This window comes from Streptomyces sp. NPDC046308, assembly GCF_055588065.1.
Window position 1 is genome coordinate 62843 of record NZ_JBVJFB010000005.1, and the last position, 20197, is coordinate 83039.

General features: G+C 73.3%; 23 protein-coding genes. 10 read left to right on the forward strand and 13 right to left on the reverse strand.

What is annotated here, in order from left to right:
• Window positions 1–34: 34 nt before the first annotated feature.
• On the reverse strand, window positions 35–1120 hold the full coding sequence (locus ACZ6JT_RS20895) for a DUF2330 domain-containing protein (protein ID WP_469211698.1): 1086 nt from the start codon (window positions 1118–1120) through the stop codon (window positions 35–37).
• 86 nt (window positions 1121–1206) lie between these two features.
• Between ACZ6JT_RS20895 and ACZ6JT_RS20900 the strand changes: the two genes are divergently transcribed.
• The 3 genes from ACZ6JT_RS20900 (at window position 1207) to ACZ6JT_RS20910 (ending at window position 4314) form a co-directional block, all read left to right on the forward strand.
• Complete coding sequence (locus tag ACZ6JT_RS20900) at window positions 1207–1719, forward strand: hypothetical protein (RefSeq protein ID WP_365478917.1); 513 nt, start codon at window positions 1207–1209, stop codon at window positions 1717–1719.
• A gap of 111 nt (window positions 1720–1830) precedes the next feature.
• Entirely contained in the window at window positions 1831–2385 is a 555-nt protein-coding gene (locus ACZ6JT_RS20905) for a DUF4232 domain-containing protein (RefSeq protein ID WP_469211700.1), read from the forward strand.
• A 450-nt stretch (window positions 2386–2835) separates the two neighbouring features.
• Complete coding sequence (locus ACZ6JT_RS20910; RefSeq protein WP_469211702.1) at window positions 2836–4314, forward strand: condensation domain-containing protein; 1479 nt, start codon at window positions 2836–2838, stop codon at window positions 4312–4314.
• Window positions 4315–4344: 30 nt separating this feature from the next.
• Here the strand turns inward: ACZ6JT_RS20910 and ACZ6JT_RS20915 are convergent, their stop codons facing one another.
• The 3 genes from ACZ6JT_RS20915 to ACZ6JT_RS20925 form a co-directional block, all read right to left on the reverse strand.
• On the reverse strand, window positions 4345–5565 hold the full coding sequence (locus ACZ6JT_RS20915) for an RNA polymerase sigma factor (RefSeq protein ID WP_469212538.1): 1221 nt from the start codon (window positions 5563–5565) through the stop codon (window positions 4345–4347).
• Between the two features lie 68 nt (window positions 5566–5633).
• Window positions 5634–5993 carry a YciI family protein gene (locus ACZ6JT_RS20920; protein ID WP_469211704.1) on the reverse strand — a complete coding sequence of 120 codons (360 nt, stop codon included), beginning with the start codon at window positions 5991–5993 and terminating at the stop codon, window positions 5634–5636.
• Between the two features lie 126 nt (window positions 5994–6119).
• Complete coding sequence (locus ACZ6JT_RS20925) at window positions 6120–6389, reverse strand: hypothetical protein (RefSeq protein WP_469212540.1); 270 nt, start codon at window positions 6387–6389, stop codon at window positions 6120–6122.
• Window positions 6390–6480: 91 nt separating this feature from the next.
• Between ACZ6JT_RS20925 and ACZ6JT_RS20930 the strand changes: the two genes are divergently transcribed.
• The 3 genes from ACZ6JT_RS20930 to ACZ6JT_RS20940 all read left to right on the forward strand — a co-directional run bounded on the left by ACZ6JT_RS20930 (window position 6481) and on the right by ACZ6JT_RS20940 (window position 7875).
• Window positions 6481–6819, forward strand: coding sequence for a thioredoxin family protein (locus ACZ6JT_RS20930; RefSeq protein ID WP_469211706.1), 339 nt, complete (start codon window positions 6481–6483; stop codon window positions 6817–6819).
• Between the two features lie 127 nt (window positions 6820–6946).
• The gene (locus ACZ6JT_RS20935) at window positions 6947–7300 is read left to right on the forward strand and encodes a DUF1304 domain-containing protein (RefSeq protein WP_469211707.1); all 354 of its coding nucleotides are present in this window, start codon (window positions 6947–6949) and stop codon (window positions 7298–7300) included.
• Complete coding sequence (locus ACZ6JT_RS20940) at window positions 7297–7875, forward strand: TetR/AcrR family transcriptional regulator (RefSeq protein WP_469211709.1); 579 nt, start codon at window positions 7297–7299, stop codon at window positions 7873–7875. The genes ACZ6JT_RS20935 and ACZ6JT_RS20940 overlap by 4 nt, the downstream gene beginning before the upstream one ends.
• 78 nt (window positions 7876–7953) lie before the next feature.
• On the opposite strand, the gene ACZ6JT_RS20945 is transcribed toward ACZ6JT_RS20940, so the two are convergent.
• Window positions 7954–8160 carry a cold-shock protein gene (locus ACZ6JT_RS20945; protein ID WP_469211711.1) on the reverse strand — a complete coding sequence of 69 codons (207 nt, stop codon included), beginning with the start codon at window positions 8158–8160 and terminating at the stop codon, window positions 7954–7956.
• Window positions 8161–8358: 198 nt separating this feature from the next.
• Between ACZ6JT_RS20945 and ACZ6JT_RS20950 the strand changes: the two genes are divergently transcribed.
• On the forward strand, window positions 8359–9384 hold the full coding sequence (locus ACZ6JT_RS20950) for a 2-oxoglutarate and iron-dependent oxygenase domain-containing protein (protein WP_469211712.1): 1026 nt from the start codon (window positions 8359–8361) through the stop codon (window positions 9382–9384).
• Here the strand turns inward: ACZ6JT_RS20950 and ACZ6JT_RS20955 are convergent.
• Window positions 9302–9670, reverse strand: coding sequence for an HGxxPAAW family protein (locus ACZ6JT_RS20955; protein WP_469211713.1), 369 nt, complete (start codon window positions 9668–9670; stop codon window positions 9302–9304). The two genes, ACZ6JT_RS20950 and ACZ6JT_RS20955, sit on opposite strands and share 83 nt — an antisense overlap.
• A gap of 92 nt (window positions 9671–9762) precedes the next feature.
• On the opposite strand from ACZ6JT_RS20955, the gene ACZ6JT_RS20960 reads away from it, so the two are divergent.
• Window positions 9763–10257: a MarR family winged helix-turn-helix transcriptional regulator gene (locus ACZ6JT_RS20960; protein WP_469211715.1), complete on the forward strand. Its 495-nt coding sequence runs from the start codon at window positions 9763–9765 to the stop codon at window positions 10255–10257.
• 67 nt (window positions 10258–10324) lie between these two features.
• Window positions 10325–11812, forward strand: coding sequence for a DEAD/DEAH box helicase (locus ACZ6JT_RS20965; RefSeq protein WP_469211716.1), 1488 nt, complete (start codon window positions 10325–10327; stop codon window positions 11810–11812).
• 39 nt (window positions 11813–11851) lie between these two features.
• Here the strand turns inward: ACZ6JT_RS20965 and ACZ6JT_RS20970 are convergent, their stop codons facing one another.
• The 7 genes from ACZ6JT_RS20970 to ACZ6JT_RS21000 form a co-directional block, all read right to left on the reverse strand.
• Window positions 11852–12322 (reverse strand): hypothetical protein, encoded by a 471-nt coding sequence (locus ACZ6JT_RS20970; protein WP_469211717.1) that lies wholly within the window; start codon window positions 12320–12322, stop codon window positions 11852–11854.
• Between the two features lie 167 nt (window positions 12323–12489).
• On the reverse strand, window positions 12490–13137 hold the full coding sequence (locus tag ACZ6JT_RS20975) for a GNAT family protein (RefSeq protein ID WP_469211719.1): 648 nt from the start codon (window positions 13135–13137) through the stop codon (window positions 12490–12492).
• A gap of 152 nt (window positions 13138–13289) precedes the next feature.
• Window positions 13290–13847, reverse strand: coding sequence for an SRPBCC domain-containing protein (locus ACZ6JT_RS20980; RefSeq protein WP_469211720.1), 558 nt, complete (start codon window positions 13845–13847; stop codon window positions 13290–13292).
• Between the two features lie 82 nt (window positions 13848–13929).
• Window positions 13930–15117 (reverse strand): NUDIX domain-containing protein, encoded by a 1188-nt coding sequence (locus tag ACZ6JT_RS20985; protein ID WP_469211722.1) that lies wholly within the window; start codon window positions 15115–15117, stop codon window positions 13930–13932.
• 385 nt (window positions 15118–15502) lie between these two features.
• Entirely contained in the window at window positions 15503–15856 is a 354-nt protein-coding gene (locus ACZ6JT_RS20990; protein WP_469211724.1) for a UBP-type zinc finger domain-containing protein, read from the reverse strand.
• Window positions 15853–17400 (reverse strand): ATP-binding protein, encoded by a 1548-nt coding sequence (locus ACZ6JT_RS20995; RefSeq protein WP_469211725.1) that lies wholly within the window; start codon window positions 17398–17400, stop codon window positions 15853–15855. Before ACZ6JT_RS20995 ends, ACZ6JT_RS20990 begins: the two co-directional genes overlap by 4 nt.
• Window positions 17397–19073: an NAD(P)/FAD-dependent oxidoreductase gene (locus ACZ6JT_RS21000; protein ID WP_469211726.1), complete on the reverse strand. Its 1677-nt coding sequence runs from the start codon at window positions 19071–19073 to the stop codon at window positions 17397–17399. Before ACZ6JT_RS21000 ends, ACZ6JT_RS20995 begins: the two co-directional genes overlap by 4 nt.
• A gap of 430 nt (window positions 19074–19503) precedes the next feature.
• Between ACZ6JT_RS21000 and ACZ6JT_RS21005 the strand changes: the two genes are divergently transcribed.
• Window positions 19504–20163, forward strand: a complete 660-nt coding sequence (locus ACZ6JT_RS21005; RefSeq protein ID WP_469211728.1) for an NAD(P)-dependent oxidoreductase — start codon at window positions 19504–19506, stop codon at window positions 20161–20163.
• Window positions 20164–20197: the final 34 nt, after the last annotated feature.

Consider the following 20197-nt stretch of genomic DNA (forward strand, 5'->3'; position numbering starts at 1 on the left):
GCCGACGTTGACCGGGCCGCCCGTGCGGGGAAGTTCAGGCGGCCCGGTCCTCGCGGAGCCGGCGACGGCGTCGGACCAGCGCGAAGCAGGAGCCCGCCAGTGCCAGCAGCACGGCGGAGACCGTCAGGAGCCAGACGGGGATGCCGGGCCCCACGGTGAGCAGTTCGTTGTGGTAGACCGCCCGGCGGTACGGGGTGTCCTTCGCGGTGGCGCGCAGTTCGTGGTCGGCGTCGATGCGGCCCGGCTCCGGGAACTCCTGGTCGATCGCGGTCAGGAACACCGGCTTGCCGCCCGCCAGTTCGGCGATCGGGCCGTCCTTCGGGCGGACGGTGCCGGCGAAGGTGACCTCCGGCCTGGAGCCGCCGATCGGGGAGGCGGGCTCCATGCGGTGGTCGGCCAGCACATACAGGCCGAGTGACTGGGGTGTCTTGGCCATCCGGGAGAGCCGCATCGGGTAGACGAGCCGGTCACTGTCGAAGCGGATCTTCAGCGGGTCGAGGTCGCCGCGCAGCACCCCGCCCTGCCGGCGGGGGGCGAGCCGTACCGCCACGTACTCCCAGCGCTGGTCGACGTACGGCTGGACCTCGGTGGCGAGCCGGTCGGGGAGCTTGAAGCCGTTGGTCTCCAGCCAGGTCTTCAGGGCGTTCGGGTCGGTGGCGGTGAGCCGGGCGACGTCGAAGTCGCCGAGCTGTTCGCGGCCGACGACTGCGACGGCCGCGTCGGCGGCGGGCGGGGGTGCGCCGCCGGCGAGGTCGCCCCGGCCGGAGGAGAAGGGCCAGTCGCGGTCGCGGGGCCAGAAGTAGTGCCGGGCCTTGGACTCGGGCCGGGTCAGGTCCCGCAGTTCGCCGAACACGTCCCCGTCGCCGAGCTCCACCGAGGCCCGCCCGGGCACCGGCATGATCCAGGCGGCCCGCCGGGCGTCCCCGCGGACGGTGAACCGCATGACGATCTGCTCGGTGCGGCCGTCCCAGCGCACGACGGAGGTCTCCCGGTCGACGCCGATCCGGGACTGGCCGTCGGGAACCATGGCCCCGCATCCGCACGCGTACGCGGGGTTGACGAGGGCGCCGAGCTGGGTGACGAGCAGCGCGAGGAGCAAGGCCGGAATTCTTCGTTTCATCCACACGGCGTCTCAGACGAAGGCCCTGGTGATCCGGTTCCGACCCCCCTCGCAGAGCGGTGCGCCCTGGGCTCATACTGTGCCCCATGAGGGGGAGCGAGAAGCGGCAGCATGCTCTGCTGCGCCAGGGCGCCGTGCCGCGCAGTCCGCTGGTTCCGGACGCGGTGGAGGCGGAGATCGCCCGGCACGACTGGGAGTCGACCGAGTGCGGCTGCGGGCGTTCGGCGGGCCATCTGGTGGCGGCCGTACGGGACGCCGCCGAGGGACATCCGTCCGCGTTCCGCGCGCTGGAGGGTCATGTCTTCTTCGCGGAGAACCTGAAACCGCCCGCTCCTGCGGTGTGCGCCGTGCTGATGGCCGTGTGGTCCGCGCAGCCGCCGCGGCAGGCGACCCGCGAGGCGCTGCTGTGGACGCTGCTGGCCCTGCTGTGCACGGTGGACGACGGCGGTACCCACGAGGCCGGGCTGCACGGCCAGTGCGTCGCCTTCATCCGTACGGGCACCGACGGCTTCCGCCGCGAACTCGCCGCGGCTCCCGGCTCGGGAGCGGCCGCCTACGCGGAGGGCATCCTGGAGATCCTCGGCCTGCCGGTCTCCTAGGCCCTGTCCAGGTCAGAGCGCTACGGGTGCCGTGGGGCAGGGGTGGTGCGAGGCTGGGAAGGAGATGCGGCCCGGCGTGAGCGGGCGTCCCGCGGACCTTGAGGAGACCGCATGAAGGGCACAACGCGTGCAGGCGTGGCCAGGACCTCGACCCTCTGGCTCGCGACGGGGGCCGTGACCTGCGGCCTGTTGCTGGCCGCGGGCCCGGGCGCCGCGGCGCGGCAGCCGGCCGGGCTGCGGGCTCCCGCTCCGCCCTGCACGAGCACACAGCTCGACGCGGACGCGCGGCAGATCCGCGGCAGCCAGGTGCGGGTCACCGTGACCAACGAAGGCCCGCAGGCGTGCTCCCTGAAGGGGTTCCCCACGGTGGCGCTCGCCGGTCAGGGTTCGTCGGACCTCAACAAGCCCCTGAACGTGGTCCCCCAGGGCCAGGCGCGCGCGGTGGAACTGCCGGTGGGCGGCCGGGCCTGGACCCAGCTGACCTTCACCCCGGTGCTCGGTGAGGCCGACGGGTACTGCGCCTCCGGCGCCGAACCGACCGTCGCGCCGTCGATCGTGGTGGGCGTGGGCGGCGGCGGCCTCCAGGTCGCGCCCGCCGACGGCGGGGAGTTCGCGCTGTGCGGTACCACGGTGCGCGCGACGGCCTTCCGCGGCGGCGGCTCCTGAGGAGGGGGGGGTGCCGGTCGGCTGCGCCCCCGGCTGGCTGCGCCGCTCGGGCGGGGTCGGGTGCGCGCCGGGGTGTCTCCTCGGGCGCCGAACGTGACGAGGGGTCGGACAGCTCGGCGGCAGTGCGTTCGGCGCCCTGCGGGGATCACCCCGACACACACCCGACCCCGGCCCAACCGGCCCGGCTGCTACCCACCCGAACAGCACGTCTCCGCGACGGCCACCGGTCGTCCGATCGAGTGGTCCGACGCCCGTTACCGGGCCGGCAGCGTGACCTTCAGTGTGAGCAAACGGCGCACCGGCGACCGCTGACCGGCTTTCGTCACGGCTCCCTCCGATCCCCGCTCTCCCAGCCCCCGCCCGTCGGCCCGGCGCAAGTGGTTCGTCACTTCCCCGGGCCGGGGGTCGTTAGGGCCTGGGGGTTGATCCGGGGGACGAAGGGATGACGGTATGCGGCAGTTTCCTCTGGAAATGCACCAGGTGGCGCCCGGCCGGGTGGTCGAGTGGCGGCTCCGGTCCACATCGGCGGAGGCCGGCGGCACGGACGATCCGGCGAGCAGGAAGGCGTCCTTCAACCAGGACAAGCACTTCACCGTCGCCGAGGAGAGCCGGGCGGCCGACGACCCGGTCGCGTCCTGGGTCGCGGTCACCTTCGAGGTGACGGGCCCGCTCGACGAGGAGGCCCTGGCGCAGGCCCTGCTGTCCTTTGTCCGGCGGCACGAAGTCCTGAGGTGCGCCTTCCGGCGACTGGCCGGCGAGCTGGCCTGCGAGCCCTTCGATCCCGCCGGACTCGCCCTCGATCCCCTGCACGTGGGCACCTTCGAGACCGCCGAACGGCTGAACGGATTCCTCGTCGAACGGTTCCAGCAGAGCATCGACACCCTCGCCTGGCCGCTGTTCATCATGGGCGCGGTGATCCGCGAGGACTCCGCGACGGTCTACCTCACCTTCGACCACATCGTCTGCGACGGCATGTCGATGCCGATCGTCGCCCGCGAGGTGATGACCACGTACGAGGGCCTGTGCCGCGGCGAGGACGCCGAACTGCCGGCCGCCCCCAGCTACCTCGACTTCGCGGACGAGCAGCGCCGCCGCTACCTGTCGATCGACGCCCGCGACGAACGCCTGGACTACTGGAAGGCCTTCATGGGCCGGGCCGGCGAGTTCTTCCCCCGCTTCCCGCTCGACCTGGGCGTCGAGCCCGACCGGATGTACCCGATCGTCAACGAGGCCTCCCTGCTGCTGGACGCCGGCGAGGCCGAGGTCTTCGAGAAGACCTGCCTGACGGTGGGCGGCAAGCCCTTCATGGGCGTGCTCGCCTCCGTCGCCGTGTGTCTGCGCGAGGCCGGCGGGCCGGGCGTCTACCGGGGCCTCATGCCGGTCAGCGAGCGCGGCCGGGACACCTGGACGAACTCGGTGGGCTGGTTCGTCAACACCATGCCCATCGAGTTCGACGCCTCCCCCGGCCGCGACTTCGCCCAGGTCATGGCTTCGGTGCGGGCCGGCTTCAGCGAGATGATCGGCCACGTCGACGTGCCGTTCGTGCGGGCCTGGGAGCTGCTGGCGCCCGAGGAGTTCGCCGCCCGCGCCTGGCCGCATCCGGTGAACTTCTTCTCGTACATCGACATGCGCAGGTGCCCGGGCGCCGAGCGCCACGAGGAGTGGCGGCCCACCACCCACGTGTGGTCGGCGCGTGCCAACGGGGCCTGCTCGTGGTTCCAGCGGGACACGGACGGGCTGCACATGAACTCCATCTACGTCGACACCCCGGCGGCCCGCCGGACCATGGGCGACTTCCAGGAGGCGCTGCGCCGCACCCTCCAGGACATCGTCCGCTCCGGCGGCTTCCGCCGGCCCATCGCACTGACGCCGCCGCGGCGGCCCGTGGGCACCCCGCTGGACGTGGCCGCGTACGCCCGGCGCCGCTGACCCCGGGGCCCGGGGGTCGTCGTCCCGCGCTCAGAGGCGGGCCGCGCGCCGCAGGAGCAGACCGCGCTCCTGCGCGTTGCGCGTGAGAGAGGCCGCGCGCTCGAACTCCGCGCGGGCTTCCTGCGGCCGGCCGAGCCGCTCCAGCAGGTCGCCCCGTACGGACGGCAGCAAGTGGTAGGCGCGCAGGGCCGGTTCCTCCGCCAGGGCGTCGACCAGCGGCAGGGCCGCCTGCGGCCCCTCGGCCATCGAGACCGCGACGGCCCGGTTGAGCTCCACCACCGGCGAGGGGACCAGCCGGACGAGGCGGCCGTAGAGCGCGGTGATCCGCGGCCAGTCCGTGTCCTCGTAGCGGACGGCTGCGGCGTGGCAGCCGGCGATGGCGGCCTGCACGGAGTAGGGGCCGTTCCCGGCGCGGCCGAGGGCCCGGACGCCGCGGGCGATGAGCAGGCGGTTCCACCGGGCCCTGTTCTGGTCGGCGAGCAGCACCGGTTCCCCGTCGGGGCCGGTGCGGGTGGCGGTCCGGGACGCCTGGAACTCCAGCAGCGCGGCGAGGCCGTGCACCTCGGGTTCCCGTGGCATCAGGCCCTGCAGGACGCGGGCCAGGCGCAGCGCGTCCTCGCAGAGGGCGGGGCGCAGGAGATCGTCCCCGGCGGTGGCCGAGTAGCCCTCGTTGAAGATCAGGTAGATGACCTCCAGGACCGAGGAGAGCCGTGCCTCGCGGTCGGTTCCGTACGGGACCTCGAAGGGGACCCCGGCCTTGGCGAGGGCCCGCTTCGCCCGGACGATGCGCTGGGCGACGGCGGGTTCGGTGGCCAGGAAGGCGCGGGCGATCTCCTGGGTCGTCAGCCCGCCCATCAGGCGCAGGGTGAGGGCGATCCGGGCCTCGGTGGCCAGGACGGGGTGGCAGGCGGTGAAGATCAGGCGCAGCAGGTCGTCGTCGATGTCGTCGGGGTCCGCCGGTTCGGCCGGCGGCGGCACGTCCTCCAGGGTGCGGCCCACCTCGGCGAGCTTGCGCGCGTAGGTCTCCTTGCGGCGGACGAGGTCGATGGCGCGGTGCTTGGCGGTGGCCGTGAGCCAGGCGCCCGGCCGGTCCGGGACGCCGGACTCCGGCCACTGTTCGAGCGCCGCGACCAGGGCGTCCTGGGCGATCTCCTCGGCGATGCCGACGTCCCGCACGATCCGGGCGACGCCGGCGATGATCCGCGCGGACTCGATCCTGAACACCGCTTCGACCGCCTGGGCCGCACTCACTGCCGTCACGGCCACCCATCAGAGCAGCCGTGACGAGCGGGGGCAAACGCGGGGCGAACGCCCCGGGATCACATCTCCTCGATCTCCCGGACCTCGGCGCCGACGTTCCACTCGGCCGGGTGGATCTCGAGGAACCGCTTGGTCCACTCCAGGGCCTCGGCCTTGTCCTTGCACTGGATCAGGGTGTAGCCGCCGACGACCTCCTTGGTCTCGGTGAAGGGGCCGTCGGTGTAGCTGATCTTCCCGCCGGACCAGTTGACCCGGGTCCCCTCGGGGGTGCGGAGCAGGCCGGCCGTGTCGAGCATGACCCCGGCCTTGGTGATCTCCTCCATGTAGGCGCCCATCTTCTCCAGGAACTCGGGCGGGAACTCGGTGTCGGTGGTGAGTTCCTGCTCGTTGATGCGGATCAGCGTCAGGAAGCGCGGCATGGTGACTCCTCGGTCGGGAGGGCGGGGGCTGTCCCCGCCTCTCACCCCTGCGTCGAACGGGAGACGCCCCGATCGACAGCTCCCGGGAAATTCTTCGAAGATTTTCCGGGGACGGCCACCGGGACGTCAGCGACTGTCACCCGTCCAGTCCCAGTGGCCCGGGTCCCCGGCGCGGCGGCGGTAGTGGGCGCGCCCGCCCGCTCCGTACCGTCCTATCTCCGTGGGGAGCCTGGCCTCCTCGGCGAGCTGGGGCGCGGTCCAGCCGGTGATGTCCAGGAGCAGCCCGTCGAGCGGCCCGCCGACCAGTTCGCCGTAGGTGCGGCCGGGGCGCGGGCCGGGGTCGGGGTCCTCGTGGTCGGCGCCGTAGACCCGGCGCCGGAGCATCCTGTCGTCCATGCCGATCAGCTTCACAGGTGCCACTGACAATGCGGCGATGATGGGGGCCGCCCTCCGGACCTCGGGGGCGTACGAGCGAGGAGCGACACGCATGGCACGTCGGGTGCACCAGCCACTGGAGAACGGGGAGTTCGACTTCATCCTGTCGATGACGACCGGGCCCGTTCTCGCCTACTTCTGCGGCAGCTGGCCGAAGGCCGTCGAGGCCTGCCGCGCGATGGACGCGGTGGTCGGCGAACTGACCGAGGAGTACGGCACGCGGTTCACCGCCGTCCGCACCGACATGACGCGCTGCCCGGAGCCGACCCGGCGCTACGGGGTGACCGCGGCGCCGACCGCCGTGCTCATCAGGGACGGCGAGGCGGTCGCGAGCCAGGCGGGCCCGATGACGCGCGAGGAGTTCCGGGCGTTCCTGGACGCCAACCTCTGAGCCTCGGAACAGGGCTACGGGCAACGGGGCGACAGGCGGAACCTTATTTCCTGTACAGTCGTCCAGGAAATAAGGTTCCCCTGCTGTCCCCCTCAGTCCCATTCAGCCCCCAGAAGTGGAGGCGGCCATGCACACGGTCGCTCAGATCCTGATCGGCCTCGTGGCCGCGCTACACCTGTACTTCCTGGTCCTGGAGATGTTCCTGTGGCAGCGCCCGCCCGGCCGCGCGCTGTCCGGCTTCGACGCCGACACCGCCCGCCTCACGGCGACGCTCGCCGCCAACCAGGGCCTCTACAACGGTTTCCTCGCCGCTGGTCTGATCTGGTCGCTCGTCATCGACTCGCCGGCCACGCAGGTGTTCTTCCTCGTCTGCGTGATCGTCGCCGGGGTGTACGGGGCCGCGACCGCCAACCGCCGGATCCTCGTCGCACAGGCCCTGCCCGGCGCCCTCGCCCTCGGCGCGGCGCTGCTGGCCGCGTGAGCCCGGGCGACTCCCGCGCACCGGACCCGCGCACGGCCCGGACGAAGGCGCGGCTGCGGGAGAGCCTGCTCGCGGAGTGCGCCACCACACCGCTCGCCGAGGTCAGCGTCGCGGCGGTGGTCCGCCGGGCCGGCGTCGGCCGGGCCACGTTCTACCTGCACTACGAGGACCTCACCGCGCTCGCCGTGGACGCCTGCGCCGATGTGGTGCACGCCGCGGTGGACGCGCTGCACGCCTGGCAGACCGGCCCGGCGGCGCTGCCCCCGGCGCGGCCGCCCGCCGAACTGGCCGCATTCCTGGCCGGGGCGGCCGAGCGGGGTCCACTGCACCGCACCCTGCTCCTCCCGGGCGGTGGCGGCCCGCTCGGCGACCGCCTCCACCGGGAGCTGCGGGAACGCGCCCGCGCCGAGCGCGCGGCCGTGGGAGCCCCGCACCCGGACCTGGTCGCCTCGGCGGTGGCCGCCGCCTTCACCGGCGTGCTCGCGGACTGGCTGCACGGGGCCGTCCCCGCCGATCCGCCCGCCCTGGCGGACCACCTGTGGCGCCTGCTCCTGGCCCTCCACCGGGCCGGGTAGCGGCCCGGGCCCCGGACGTGCGCGAGCCCCGCCGGGGACCGGCGGGGCTCGGCTCACGGGCGGGCCCGCGAAGCGGCACTACGAGAGGGGGACCACCTGCTCTGCCTGCGGGCCCTTGGGGCCCTGGGTGACGTTGTACTCGACCTTCTGGTTCTCCTCCAGCGACTTGAAGCCGGTGGTCTCGATGGCGGAGAAGTGCACGAACACGTCCGGGCCGCCGTCGTCCTGCTGGATGAACCCGAACCCCTTCTCCGAGTTGAACCACTTCACGATGCCTGTTGCCATCTGGCTGATCCTTCTCAACGTTCCACTGCGGGCCGCATATGCGGCCGTCTCGATCCTCCCCAACGGTCCCCCACAGCACACGCTGAACGCGGCCAACCGGGGCGCGGCGCGCATTCGAACTTCCGCTCGGCCTGTCCGTGAAAAGGGGGAGCAGCTCCTTCCGGAGACCTTCCGGAAGCCCTTCGAGAGGGGACGGACATGAGCGGGTTCGCGACATTCAGGGTGCCCGACCGGGTGACGGGGACGGCGGCGGACGGAGCCCTCGGCCGGGCGATGACGGCGGCCTGGCAGCGGGACGGGATCTTCCAGATCGCGGCCGACGCGGGGCAGCGGGCACGCACGCGGGAGGCGATGGCGGCGAGCCGCCGGTTCTTCGCCCGGCCGCCGGGGCAGAAGGCGGCGTACGTCAACGACACCTCGTACAGCGGGTACATCGCCTCCGGCGAGGAGGTCACGGCCGGTGAGCGGGACGCGGCGGAGATCTTCACCATCACCCCGGACCTGCCGGCGGAGCGCGCACTGCCGTGCCACGGGCCGGTGCCCTGGCCCGATCCGGAGTACCGCGCGGCCATGGAGGCCTACCTCGCGGGGGTGGGCGCGCTCGGCGAGCGGCTGCTGCGACTGGTGGCGCTCGGGCTGGGCCTCGGGCCGGGGCCGGCCGGTGTCGACCGGCTCGCCGGGCTGACCCGCGGCGGCTGGCACCACATGCGGGTGCTGCGCTTCCCGGCCGCCTCGCGCACGACGGAGCGCGGCATCGGCGCGCACACCGACTACGGGCTGCTCGTGATCGCCGCCCAGGACGAGGTCGGCGGCCTCTTCGTACGCCCTCCGGTCGCCGACGAGCGCCGCCCCCGCAACTGGCTGCCCGGCGAGAGCACGGCGGGTTTCGCCGAGGACTCCCCCGGCTGGTCGTACGTGCCGCCCGTACCGGGGGTGCTGACGGTGTTCCCCGGGGACATCCTGCAGTTCCTGACGGGCGGCGCGCTGCTGTCGACCCCGCACAAGGTGCGGCTCGCGGACCGGGAGCGCCACACGCTGGCCTATTTCCACGAGCCGCGCTTCGACGCCGTGGTCCGGCCGCTGCGGCCGGAGCCGGGGGACGACACGGCGATCCACTACGGGGAGCACTTCACCCGCATGTTCATGCGCTGCTATCCGCGGCGGGCAACGACACGGCGGATCGAGGCCGAGGGGCTGCTGCGGCGGCTCGGCGCGGTCCGCTGACCCTGCAGCCCAGGCAGTCGGCGTGCCCGGTGCGGGCGGTGGCGTCCCGGGTGCGCCAGTCCCAGTCGGCCTCGGGTCGGGGCCCGCTCGGCTTGCCCCAGCCGGCGAGGTGCAGCAGCCAGGTGACGAGCCCGGCGGCGGCGACGACGCCGAGGCCGAGCCAGATCCCGGGGTTCCAGGACGCGCACACGGCGACGCCCGCTCCGGCGAAGCCCAGCAGGGCCAGGGTGGTACCGGTCCAGCCGGCCACCGTGTGGCCGAGATCGACGTGGCCGTGCGCGCTCATGGTTCTCCCTGGTCGGAGGGTCGGCAGTAGGCTCGGAGAGAGGAATCATTTATCTCACGAGCTAAGTAACTTAGATGCTAAGGAGTATTTGCGTGGACGGCAAGCCCCGCCCCGCGGCCACGGCCGCGGAGGCGATGTCGCGCATGGACCAGTACGTCGCCCTGGGCATCGTCGGCCAGCAGGAGGTGGCACAGCGGCTCGGGCTCAACGTCACCGACCTGACCTGCCTGGGCCACATCCTGGGAGCCGGGGACACCCCGCTGGCCGCCGGTGACCTCGCCGAACTGGTGGACCTCACCACCGGCGCCGTCACCGGGGTCCTCAACCGCCTCGAACGCGCCGGATACGCGCGCCGCCAGCCGGACCCCACCGACCGGCGCCGGGTACGGGTGGTGGCCGAGCCCGAGGCCGCCGCCCGGGTCGTCGCCGTCTACCAGCCGTTCTACGACCGGCTCGGCGCCCTGTTCGCCGACTACACCCCCGACGAGGTCGCCGTCATCGCCGACTGGTTCGAACGTGCCGCGGTCGAGGTCCGCGCCCACTGCGCCCAGGTGCGCTCCGGGGAGCTGGACACCAAGGAGGACTAGGGGCCGCTGGTACCATGGGCGGTTGACCAACTTCTTCTCGTCTGCTTATTGCTCCGAAAGGCCCTGCATGAGGAACCCGTCAGTTCACGGACGCTTCGGTGCGAAGGGCGGTGCCCGGCCCGGAGCCAAGTCCGGCGGCAAGACCCCCCGGAGCATCGGGCCGCAGGGCGAGTTCACCATGCACGAGCCGAAGGTGCCGGGGCTGGCGCCGGTGGAGTCGTTCTCGGAGCTCGACCTCCCCCGTGAACTGGTGACGACCATGGCCTCCCTGCAGGTCAAGGAGCCGTTCCCCATCCAGGCCGCGACGCTGCCGAACGCACTGGCCGGGCGGGACGTCCTCGGCCGCGCACGGACCGGATCCGGCAAGACCCTCGCCTTCGGCCTGGCCCTGCTGGCGCGTACGGCGGGACAGCAGGCGGACCCGAAGCGCCCGCTGGCGCTGGTCCTCGTACCGACGCGCGAGCTGGCGCAGCAGGTGACCGAGGCACTGGAGCCGTACGCGGCGGCCCTGAAGCTGCGGATGGCCACTGTGGTCGGCGGGCTGTCCATCGGGCGGCAGGTGAGTGCCCTGCGCACCGGTGTCGAGGTCGTGGTGGCCACCCCGGGGCGGCTCAGCGACCTGGTCGGACGGCGGGACGTACACCTGGAGCGCGTGAAGATCGCCGTGCTCGACGAGGCCGACCAGATGTGCGACATGGGCTTCATGCCGCAGGTCACCGAGATCCTGGACCAGGTGCACCACGCGGGGCAGCGGATGCTGTTCTCGGCGACCCTGGACCGCAACGTGGACCAGCTGGTCCGCCGGTACCTGAAGGACCCGGTCTCGCACTCCGTCGACCCGCAGGCGGGCGCGGTGACGACGATGGACCACCACGTGCTGCACATCCACGCGGCCGACAAGATCTCGGCGGCGACCGAGATCGCGGCCCGGGACAACCGGGTGCTGATGTTCCTCGACACCAAGCACGGCGTCGACCAGTTCGTGAAGCACCTGCGGGCCATGGGCGTACGGGCGGAGGGGCTGCACAGCGGCAAGTCGCAGCCGCAGCGCACCCGCACCCTGGCCCAGTTCAAGAGCGGGGAACTCACCGTCCTGGTCGCGACCAACGTCGCCGCGCGCGGCATCCACATCGACGACCTCGACCTCGTGGTCAACGTGGACCCGCCCGCCGACCACAAGGACTACCTGCACCGGGGCGGCCGCACCGCCCGCGCGGGCGAGACCGGCCGGGTCGTCACCCTCGTCACCCCGAACCAGCGCCGTGACATCGTCCGGCTGATGGCCGACGCCCGGATCCGGCCGACGATCACGCAGGTCCGCTCCGGTGAGGCGGCACTGAGCCGGATCACCGGAGCCAAGGCCGCCCCCGGCGTGCCGCTGGCCGGATCCGCGCCGACCGACGCCAAGGGCCGGCCCTCGGGCTCGGACCTCGGCTTCCGCGGCATCGGCACCCGGCCGGGCCGGCCGGGGAAGGGCAAGGAGTCCCGCAAGACGGTGGAGGCCCGCCAGCAGGCCGAGGCCCGCCGCGCGGCCCGGGTCCGCCGGGGCGTCTGACGCCGGGCCGCGGCGCCGCCGCGGCCGGCCGTTTCCGCTTCAGACCGCGGTCCGCCTGCGCAGGCGGACCGCCGCGGCGTTGCGGACGCGGCGGGTCCGGGCGCCGGCGGCGAGCAGCCGCAGGGCCTCGTACGAGGTGAGCGACTGGGCGGCGGTGCGCTGGCACCAGTCGGAGGCGGCGGTCAGCTCCGCGGCGGACCAGGTCTCGCCCTGGGTGATGGCCTTGAGCAGGATCCACTCCCGCAGCCGGCGCTCGGGGAAGGCCCGCCCCGCGAGCACGTCGGACATCGCCCGGGCCCAGGCGGGGAAGGCCTCGTCGGCCAGCAGCCGCACCGCCCTGCGGTCGAGGTGGGTGACCACGGCGCTCTCGGCCATCACCGGATCGGGATCGCGCAGCACGGCGGCCACGGCCTCGGCTTCGGCGTTCTCCCCCGGCGCGACGGCCAGTGCCTCGAGGTGGCGGCCGTAGCGCCAGTGCTCCGGCGGCGTGGCGGCATCGGAACGGTTCATCGGGCGACGCCTTCGCGCACGCGCCGGGCCCGGCCGGCGTCCGGCACGGCCGGGACCCGCTCCGGTATGCCGGTGGCGGGTCGCTGCTGCTGCTTTCCTCTCCCCATGGCACCCATTCCACACGACCGCCGTGAACGGCCCGTCGTCAGGGTGCCGTCGGGGCGTTCTCAGCCCGCCGGGGCCAGCAGCAGGGACTCCGCGCCGACCGGCCGGTATCCGGCGGCCTGGAAGGCGCGGATGCTGCGCGCGTTGCCGGTGGCCTGCTGGGACCAGACGGGCTGCCCGTCGGGGACGAGGTGGCGGGCGGCGCGGGCCAGCTCCCGGCCCAGGCCCCGGTGCCGGACGCCCTCGTCCACCTCGATCGCCGTCTCCCAACGGCCCGCGACGCCCCGGCCGAGGACGAGGACTCCGCCGTCGGCCGACCAGACCCGTACGTCGTCACGGCGCTTCAGGGCCCGCCGCACCCGCGGGTGGTCGGGGTCTGCCATCTCGTCGAGCTTCAGCGGGGGTTCGCCGGGCAGCGGGTCCGCGACGGTGAGGAGGTCTATCGTGTCGGTGCTGCGTCCGGTGCGGTCCAGCAGCGCGGTCAGGAAGCGGGCGTTCATGGTGGCCGCGAGCGCGTCGCAGTCGAGGGCGGCGAGGGTGGAGCGCACCCAGTCGGGGTCCTCGTCGGTGAACACCACGGAGTGCGCGGTGAAGGCGATGACGCCCGCGTCGCGCCGGTTCTCCTGCGGGACCACGGTGGTGGCGCCGTCCGGGGGCGGGAACCGCCCCTCGGCCGCCGCGTCCAGGATCTCCGTCAGCGTTCGTCCCATGCCGTCAGCCCTGCCGCTCGCGTGCCATGTCCGCGCTCCTGTTTCGTGGTCGCTACACATGATCTCAGGTGCGGTACGGGGCCGTTCGGCCGGGGACGGCGGAGAGCCGGGCCGCGCCCGGCCCGCCGGGGCGCCGGCTCTCCGCCGTGCGGTCACTCCTCCTGCGCCCGGCGGGTCGGGCGGGTCTCGTGCGCCTCGTGACCGCCCGCCCCTTGGCTCCCCTCGTGCTCCGGCTCGGGCAGCGGAGCCCCGGTCTCCAGCAGGGTCTTGAGGCTCGACGCGAGCATCGGCCAGGCCCGCCCGCACATGCCGATCAGGGTGCCGCCGGGCTCGAACCCCTCGTGCAGGATGGTCAGCCGTGCCAGGGTCTCGCCGACCGGCTCGATCTCGTACGTCACCTTCGTGCGCCGCTCCTTGGCCAGTTCGGCGCGCAGCTCCTCGCCGATTCCGACCGAGGCCGCCCACTGCGGGGTGAAGGTGTGCCAGGTGTAGGAGAGCACCCGGTCCGGGATGCAGTCGAGGACCACCTGCTCGGGGTCGCTGGTGCGGGCCCCGCGCTCGACCCAGTCCATCGCCGAGCCCACCGCCCAGTCGGTCTCGAAGGTCAGGCCCCAGTACCGGCGGGTGAGGGCGGGGTCGGTGAGAGCCTGCCAGACCCGGGCGGGATCGGCCTGGATGTACAGGGTGTAGGTGATCGCACTGTCGCTCATGGCCCCATGCTGCGGGACCGGGGACGGCGGACGCCGGATTTCCCGATCATGGCGACCGCCGGCGCCGGAACGGGGCCCCGCGTCACCAGCGCACGCCGTCCTCCGGGAGTTCCGTGGGCGGCGTCCGGGTGGGGACGGGGAGGGACAGCCGGGCGCGGGCCGTGTGCACCGCCTCGAGTTCGTGCGCGCCGGCCGGGCCCCAGTCGCTCAGCTCGCGGACCTGTTCGGGAGTGGCCAGCAGCCGGGCGTACGACGGGTCCGTGGCGGGCGGGAGGCCGGTGAGGCGGGCGGCGGCACGGGCGTGGGCGCCCTCGCCGACCTGCCGGTAGCCGAGCGGGACCGCCCCGGTGGTCGATCCGGCCGTCGGAGGCGGCAGATGGGCCGTGCCGGTGGCCCGCGCGATCAGGAGCAACACCCGGCCGTCGGGGCCGAACAGCCAGCCGCAGTGATCCCGTACCGTCAGCTGCGCCGGGACCGGACCCGGGTGCCAGGTGCCGTGCTGCGGGGTCCGCCGGGTGCGGAGCACTCCCAGGCGGTCGAGGGCGGTCGGCGCGGTGGGGCGGCCGCCCTCCAGCAGGGCGGTGCCGGAGCCGTTGATGCGGGCGCGCAGGGCGGACAGGGCGCGGCGGGCGTCTCCCGCGTCCATCAGGGCGGGCAGGTCGGCCGGCTCTGCGAAGTGGATGCCGAGGATCTCCTGGTCCGGGAGCCGGACGGCGGCGATCCGCTCGGCCGTCCAGGTACCGCCGTCGTAGACGTGCAGGATCTCGCCGGGGAAGCGCATCTCGGGCGCGAAGCCGGGGGTGTCGGCCGGGATCCAGTCCACGGCGAGGCCTCGCGGGTAGTGGCCGTCGATGCCGAGTTCCTCGCGCAGCTCGCGGGCGGCGGCCGCGGAGGGTGCCTCGCCCGCGTCGACGGCTCCGCCGGGGAGCAGTCGGTCGGCGCGGTAGTCGACGCTCTGGACGAGGATCCGGCCGTCGGTGTCGGTGACGAGGACGACGGCCGCGGTCCACACGGCGGCGCGCGAGGCGCCGTACTCCTCGGGGGTCATCCAGGTGCCCGCCCGCTCGTGATCGTCGTGACCGGCCCGCGCGCATGCGACCCGTTCGGCCTCGGCCGCTTCGCTCCGGGCCTGACCCGTCTCGGTTTGACCGGCAGGGGCCTGCTCGACAGCGATCAGATCGCTCTCCGCCTGGTCGATCTTCGCGTGGTCGCTCTTCGCGTGGTCGGTCTCGGCCTGGTCGATCGTGCCCTGGTCGGTCAGCTGCGGCATCGGACTCCGTTCACCGTGGGTGGACCCGCCGACTGTGCAACAGCGGGCGCGGCCCACGGGTTACGGCGGTCCGCGCACCACGACCCCCGGCCCTCGCCTTTGCCACCCCTATACCTCTTTATTACGCGGTTATGCCGTCCTTGGTACGGTCCGCTGGCGGACTGGCGGCGCGAAACCCGCCGGTCCGACCACTTCACCGCACCGCACCGCACCCGGCCGGACCGAGGAGGGATCCGCGTGCGACGCGCTTCCCCCACGGAAGGCGCGGCTTCGCTCACAGCCCCGGCAGCCGGCGGGAGCGTCGGCCCCGCCCGGCCGGCCGGGGCCGACGCCGTGCGCGGTCCCGCGGTCTCGCGGTCCTCGGCATGCCGGCGGGCGCGAGCCTTCAGCGGTGGAGCCGTTGCATCCAGTCCGGCGGGACCCGATCGGCCGGTCCCGGCACCGACTGGTCAGCGGGATGGCAGTCCGGCGGCGCCAGCGCCGGCCCGGATTCGTACATCTCGTCGCGGTCGTAGTCCCAGAACCAGTCCTCGCCCGGTTCGAAGCTCTGCACGAGGGGGTGACCGGCGGACTTCCAGTGGGCGGTGGCGTGCTGGGCCGGCGACGAGTCGCAGCAGCCGACGTGGCCGCATTGGGCGCAGCGCCGCAGGTGGAACCACCAGCCGCCCAGCGCGTCGCAGTCGGCGCATCCGGTACCGGTGGGCGGGACGCTCGGGTCGATTCCCACGATGTCGGTCATACGGGCTCCTCGGCGGTCTCGGCTTCGCTCTCGGTCTCGGTCTCGGTCTCGGTCTCGGTAGCGGCTTCGCTCTCGGCTGCGCTGTCGGCCTCGTTCTCGTTCTCGTTCTCGGTTTCCGGTGCGGTCAGCGGCAGCAGCACCTGGAATCGGGTGTCGCCGGGCTCGGACTCGACCTGAAGGCTGCCGTGGTGCTTGTTGACGACGATCCGCCAGGAGATGTCCAGACCCAGACCCGTGCCCTCACCCACCGGCTTCGTGGTGAAGAAGGGATCGAAGATGCGGGTGCGGATGTCCGCGGGGATGCCCGGCCCGGTGTCGCGGAACTCCACCAGCAGCCGGTCCCCTTCGCGCGCCGTGCGGACCGTGAGCGTGCCCTCGCCGCCGGTGCTCCCCATGGCGAAGACGGCGTTGTCGATGAGGTTGGTCCACACCTGGTTGAGCTCCGCCGGGTAGGCGGGCACGTCCGGCAGGGAACGGTCGTAGTCCTTGACCACCCGGATCCGGCGCCCGATCTTCCCGGACAGCATCAGCAGGGTGCTGTCGAGGAGTTCGTGGACGTCGACGACCCGGTGCGGGGCCCGGTCCAGCTGCGAGTACTGCTTCGCCGCGTCCACGAGGTGGGAGATGCGGGTGGTGGAGTCGTCGATCTCGTCCATCAACAGCTCGGTCTCGACCGAGTAGTTGAGCCAGCCGATCGCCGCCGGCAGGATGTCCTCCGCCACGGTCGCCGCGACCTGGTCCAGCCAGTCCGTGTCCAGTCCGGCCTGTACGAAGGTCGGCGCGATCCGCCAGCCCTCCTGGATGCCGTGGTCGTCGAGCCAGTCGGTGAGCTCGTCCTCCCGGTCGGAGGCCTCCAGCGGGCTCAGCACCGGTGCCTTGGCGACGCGTTCGACGGTGCGTTCCTGGATCTCGATGAGGTCGGCGATGGTCTCGCGGGAGTAGCCGCCCTGGGAGATGACGGCCAGCTTGTGCCGCATCTTGCCGACCCGTTCGCGCAGGGTCGCGGTGGCCCGGACGGCCGCCGCCGCCGGGTTGTTGAGCTCGTGGGTGAGTCCGGCGGACAACGACCCGAGGGCCAGGAGCCGTTCGCGCTGGCCGATGGCCCGCTGGGTGTTCTTCGCCCCGAAGAACAGCCCTTCCAGCAGGTGGGCGGCCATCGGGAACCATTCCTGCATGAAGTCCGCGAACGACTGGGCGGGCAGCACGAAGAACCGCGTCCGCTCGGTCACCCGCATCGAGTTGGTGTACGTCTGCGGCACCCGGTCGCCCAGGTAGGCCTGCATGGCTCCGGCGTACACCCCGCGCTGCGAGGTCCGGCTCACCTCGACGTCGTCGCCGCCCACCCGGCGGGACAGGACGACGGTGCCCTCGATCATCACGTAGAAGCAGGTCGCCGGGTCGCCTTCGGTGTACACGGGACCGGCTTCGAACCGTTCCACGCGCCCTTCGGCGCACAACCGCCCGAGCTGCTCCGGGGAGAGCTTCTCGAACAGGAACAGCGAGGCGATCTCCTGCGGGCTGCAGGGCATCGCCGGCCCGCTCATGACTGCTCCAGGTACCGGTGGACGAGCATCACGGCCATGGCTCCCTCTCCGACGGCGGACGCGACGCGCTTCGCGGACCGGGCCCGCGCGTCGCCGGCCACGAACACGCCGGGAATGTTGGTCTCCAGGTGGTAGGGCGGCCGGTCCAGCGGCCACTCGGCCGGTGGCCGTCCGTCCGCGGTGAGGTCCGGTCCGGCCAGGATGAAGCCGCGTTCGTCGCGCAGCACCGTGCCGTCCAGCCAGTCGGTGAACGGAGCCGCGCCGATGAAGACGAACATCCACTGCGCGTCGGCGCGTTCGGTGGCGCCGCTGTCCACGTTCCGCAGCACCAGCTGTTCCAGGTGCTCCTCGCCGTGCGCCGCCTCGACCACGGTCCGGGTGCGCACCGAGATGTTCGGCGCCTCCTGGATCTGCTGGATCAGGTAGTACGACATCGACGCGGTCAGGGACTCCCCGCGCACCAGCAGCGTCACCGACTTCGCGCCCCGCGCCAGGTACAGGGCGGCCTGCCCGGCGGAGTTGGCGCCGCCCACGATGTAGACGTCGTAGCCCTGGCAGGAGGCGGCCTCGGTGAGCGAGGAGCCGTAGTACACCCCCCGGCCGGTCAGGTCCGCGCAGCCCGGTGCCTGGAGCTGCCGGTACGACACGCCGGTCGCCAGGATGACGCTGTGCGCGGCGACCGACGAGCCGTCGGAGAAGCGGACGACGCGCGCCGGGCCGTTGACCTCCAGCCCGGTGACCTCGCGCGCGGTGAGGAGCTCGGCGCCGAACCGGCCGGCCTGGCGGCGGGCGCGTTCGGTGAGCTGGGCGCCGGAGACGCCGTCGGGGAAGCCGAGGTAGTTCTCGATGCGGGAGCTCTGCCCGGCCTGGCCGCCGGTGGCCGACCGCTCGACGAGTACGGTACGCAGCCCCTCGGAGGCCCCGTACACGGCCGCGCCGAGCCCGGCCGGGCCGCCGCCGATCACGACGAGGTCGTAGAACTCGGCGGTCGGCGTCGTCGCGAGCCCCACGTGGGCGGCCAGGTCCGGCGCCTCCGGCTCGACCAGCACGGTGCCCCCGGGGGTGATCACGAGGGGCAGTCGCTGCCCGTCGACCCCGGCCGCCTCCAGCAGGCGCAGTCCCTCGGGCTCGTCGGAGGAGTACCAGCGGTAGGGCACCTGGTTGCGGGCGAGGAAGTCCCGCACCTGCGAGGAGCGCGCCGACCAGCGGTGGCCGACCACCTTGGTGGCGGGTACCGGCCGGTAGTCGCTGGAGCGCCAGGCGGTGAGCAGGTCGTCGACGACCGGGTAGAGCTTCTCCTCCGGCGGGTCCCACGGCTTGAGCAGGTAGTGGTCGAGATCGACGACGTTGATCGCGTCGATGGCCGCGCTGGTGTCGGCGTAAGCGGTCAGGAGCACGCGCCGCGCGCCCGGGTACACGTTCAGGGCCTGCTCGAGGAACTCGATGCCGTTCATCTGCGGCATGCGGTAGTCGGCCAGGATCACGGCCACCAGGTCGCCCCGCAGCTTCAGCTCGTGCAGTGCCTCCAGGGCGGACGCACCGGACTCGGCGCGCACGATGCGGTACCCGGCGCCATAGCGACGTCGCAGGTCGCGGGCGACGGCGCGGGAGACCCCGGGATCGTCGTCCACGGTCAGGATGACGGTCCGTGCTGGGTCGGCGACCTCTGCCATACGTCTCCCACGACGGCCTGGACCGGCGGACACGGCGAGCCGCCCGCCCCGGTTCCCGCCCATCGTATGTTCGATCGCCCGAATCCGCTCCGGGAGCCGGTCCCGGGGAGGAGGTCACCCGTGCGTCTGCCCGCGCCGCCGCCACCACAGTCCCAGCCCGAGCCGGTGTCGCGCTGCGCGCTGGGCACCGGCGTACGGTTCATCATGAACGCCGCCGACCACCGCACGGCCGGCCCCTCGACCTTCTTCCCTCCCCCGTCGTCTCGGCCGAACCGGTAGCGGCGGTCTGGGCGTTCTCGCGGCTCCTCCGGGCCGGATCATCCGAGTGGCTTCGGCCTGGCTGACCGGGGGGGGTGGAGTGGTTCGGTTGGATGGGTGGGGCGGGGCTCGGACGGGGTTCCGTACAGCCTTTCGTCCCCAGGGAGTGGCCATGGCGAAGATCGCCCTCTTCGGCGCGACCGGCAGCATCGGAGCGCAGGTGCTGCGCGAAGCGGTTCGGCGCGGCCACGAGGTCACCGCCGTCGTACGTGATCCCGCGAAGCTCGCGGATTCCGGCGGCGGGGCCACGGCGGTGGTGCGCGGCGACGTGCTCGACCCGGCGTCCGTGGCCGGGGCGGCGGCCGGGCAGGACGTGGTGATCAGCGCGGTCGGTCCCGGCTCGGGGGACCCCGCCGTCCTCGTGGCCGCCGCCAAGTCGCTGATCGGCGGAGTGCGTTCGCTCGGCACGGACACGCCCCGGCCGCGGGTGGTGGTCGTCGGCGGGGCGGGCTCGCTGCGGACCCCCGGCGGCCCGCTGGTCTGGGACCGGGCGGGCGTCCCCGAGCCCCTGCTGGCCTTGATGCACGCCCACGGGGACGCGCTGGACTTCCTGCGGACCGTACCCGTGGAGGAGGTCCACTGGACCTGTCTGAGCCCGGCCGCGCAGATCGCTCCGGGCGAGCGAACGGGGACGTACCGGCTGGCGATCGACGACCTGGTCGTCGACGACGAGGGCCGCAGCCGGATCTCGACGGAGGACTGCGCCGTCGCCGTGCTCGACGAGATCGAGCTGGACGCGCACGCGGGCCGGCGGTTCACCGTCGGCTACTGAGCGCCCCGCAGGTCCCGCCTCGCCCGTGCGGTTA

Excerpts from the sequence above, each read along its gene's own strand:
- ACZ6JT_RS20895 (WP_469211698.1), bottom strand. The coding sequence starts at position 1,120 with ATGAAACGAAGAATTCCGGCCTTGCTCCTCGCGCTGCTCGTCACCCAG.
- ACZ6JT_RS20900 (WP_365478917.1), top strand. The coding sequence starts at position 1,207 with ATGAGGGGGAGCGAGAAGCGGCAGCATGCTCTGCTGCGCCAGGGCGCC.
- ACZ6JT_RS20905 (WP_469211700.1), top strand. The coding sequence starts at position 1,831 with ATGAAGGGCACAACGCGTGCAGGCGTGGCCAGGACCTCGACCCTCTGG.
- ACZ6JT_RS20910 (WP_469211702.1), top strand. The coding sequence starts at position 2,836 with ATGCGGCAGTTTCCTCTGGAAATGCACCAGGTGGCGCCCGGCCGGGTG.
- ACZ6JT_RS20920 (WP_469211704.1), bottom strand. The coding sequence starts at position 5,993 with ATGCCGCGCTTCCTGACGCTGATCCGCATCAACGAGCAGGAACTCACC.
- ACZ6JT_RS20925 (WP_469212540.1), bottom strand. The coding sequence starts at position 6,389 with ATGGACGACAGGATGCTCCGGCGCCGGGTCTACGGCGCCGACCACGAG.
- ACZ6JT_RS20930 (WP_469211706.1), top strand. The coding sequence starts at position 6,481 with ATGGCACGTCGGGTGCACCAGCCACTGGAGAACGGGGAGTTCGACTTC.
- ACZ6JT_RS20935 (WP_469211707.1), top strand. The coding sequence starts at position 6,947 with ATGCACACGGTCGCTCAGATCCTGATCGGCCTCGTGGCCGCGCTACAC.
- ACZ6JT_RS20945 (WP_469211711.1), bottom strand. The coding sequence starts at position 8,160 with ATGGCAACAGGCATCGTGAAGTGGTTCAACTCGGAGAAGGGGTTCGGG.
- ACZ6JT_RS20950 (WP_469211712.1), top strand. The coding sequence starts at position 8,359 with ATGAGCGGGTTCGCGACATTCAGGGTGCCCGACCGGGTGACGGGGACG.
- ACZ6JT_RS20955 (WP_469211713.1), bottom strand. The coding sequence starts at position 9,670 with ATGAGCGCGCACGGCCACGTCGATCTCGGCCACACGGTGGCCGGCTGG.
- ACZ6JT_RS20965 (WP_469211716.1), top strand. The coding sequence starts at position 10,325 with ATGAGGAACCCGTCAGTTCACGGACGCTTCGGTGCGAAGGGCGGTGCC.
- ACZ6JT_RS20970 (WP_469211717.1), bottom strand. The coding sequence starts at position 12,322 with ATGAACCGTTCCGATGCCGCCACGCCGCCGGAGCACTGGCGCTACGGC.
- ACZ6JT_RS20975 (WP_469211719.1), bottom strand. The coding sequence starts at position 13,137 with ATGGGACGAACGCTGACGGAGATCCTGGACGCGGCGGCCGAGGGGCGG.
- ACZ6JT_RS20980 (WP_469211720.1), bottom strand. The coding sequence starts at position 13,847 with ATGAGCGACAGTGCGATCACCTACACCCTGTACATCCAGGCCGATCCC.
- ACZ6JT_RS20985 (WP_469211722.1), bottom strand. The coding sequence starts at position 15,117 with ATGCCGCAGCTGACCGACCAGGGCACGATCGACCAGGCCGAGACCGAC.
- ACZ6JT_RS20990 (WP_469211724.1), bottom strand. The coding sequence starts at position 15,856 with ATGACCGACATCGTGGGAATCGACCCGAGCGTCCCGCCCACCGGTACC.
- ACZ6JT_RS20995 (WP_469211725.1), bottom strand. The coding sequence starts at position 17,400 with ATGAGCGGGCCGGCGATGCCCTGCAGCCCGCAGGAGATCGCCTCGCTG.
- ACZ6JT_RS21000 (WP_469211726.1), bottom strand. The coding sequence starts at position 19,073 with ATGGCAGAGGTCGCCGACCCAGCACGGACCGTCATCCTGACCGTGGAC.
- ACZ6JT_RS21005 (WP_469211728.1), top strand. The coding sequence starts at position 19,504 with ATGGCGAAGATCGCCCTCTTCGGCGCGACCGGCAGCATCGGAGCGCAG.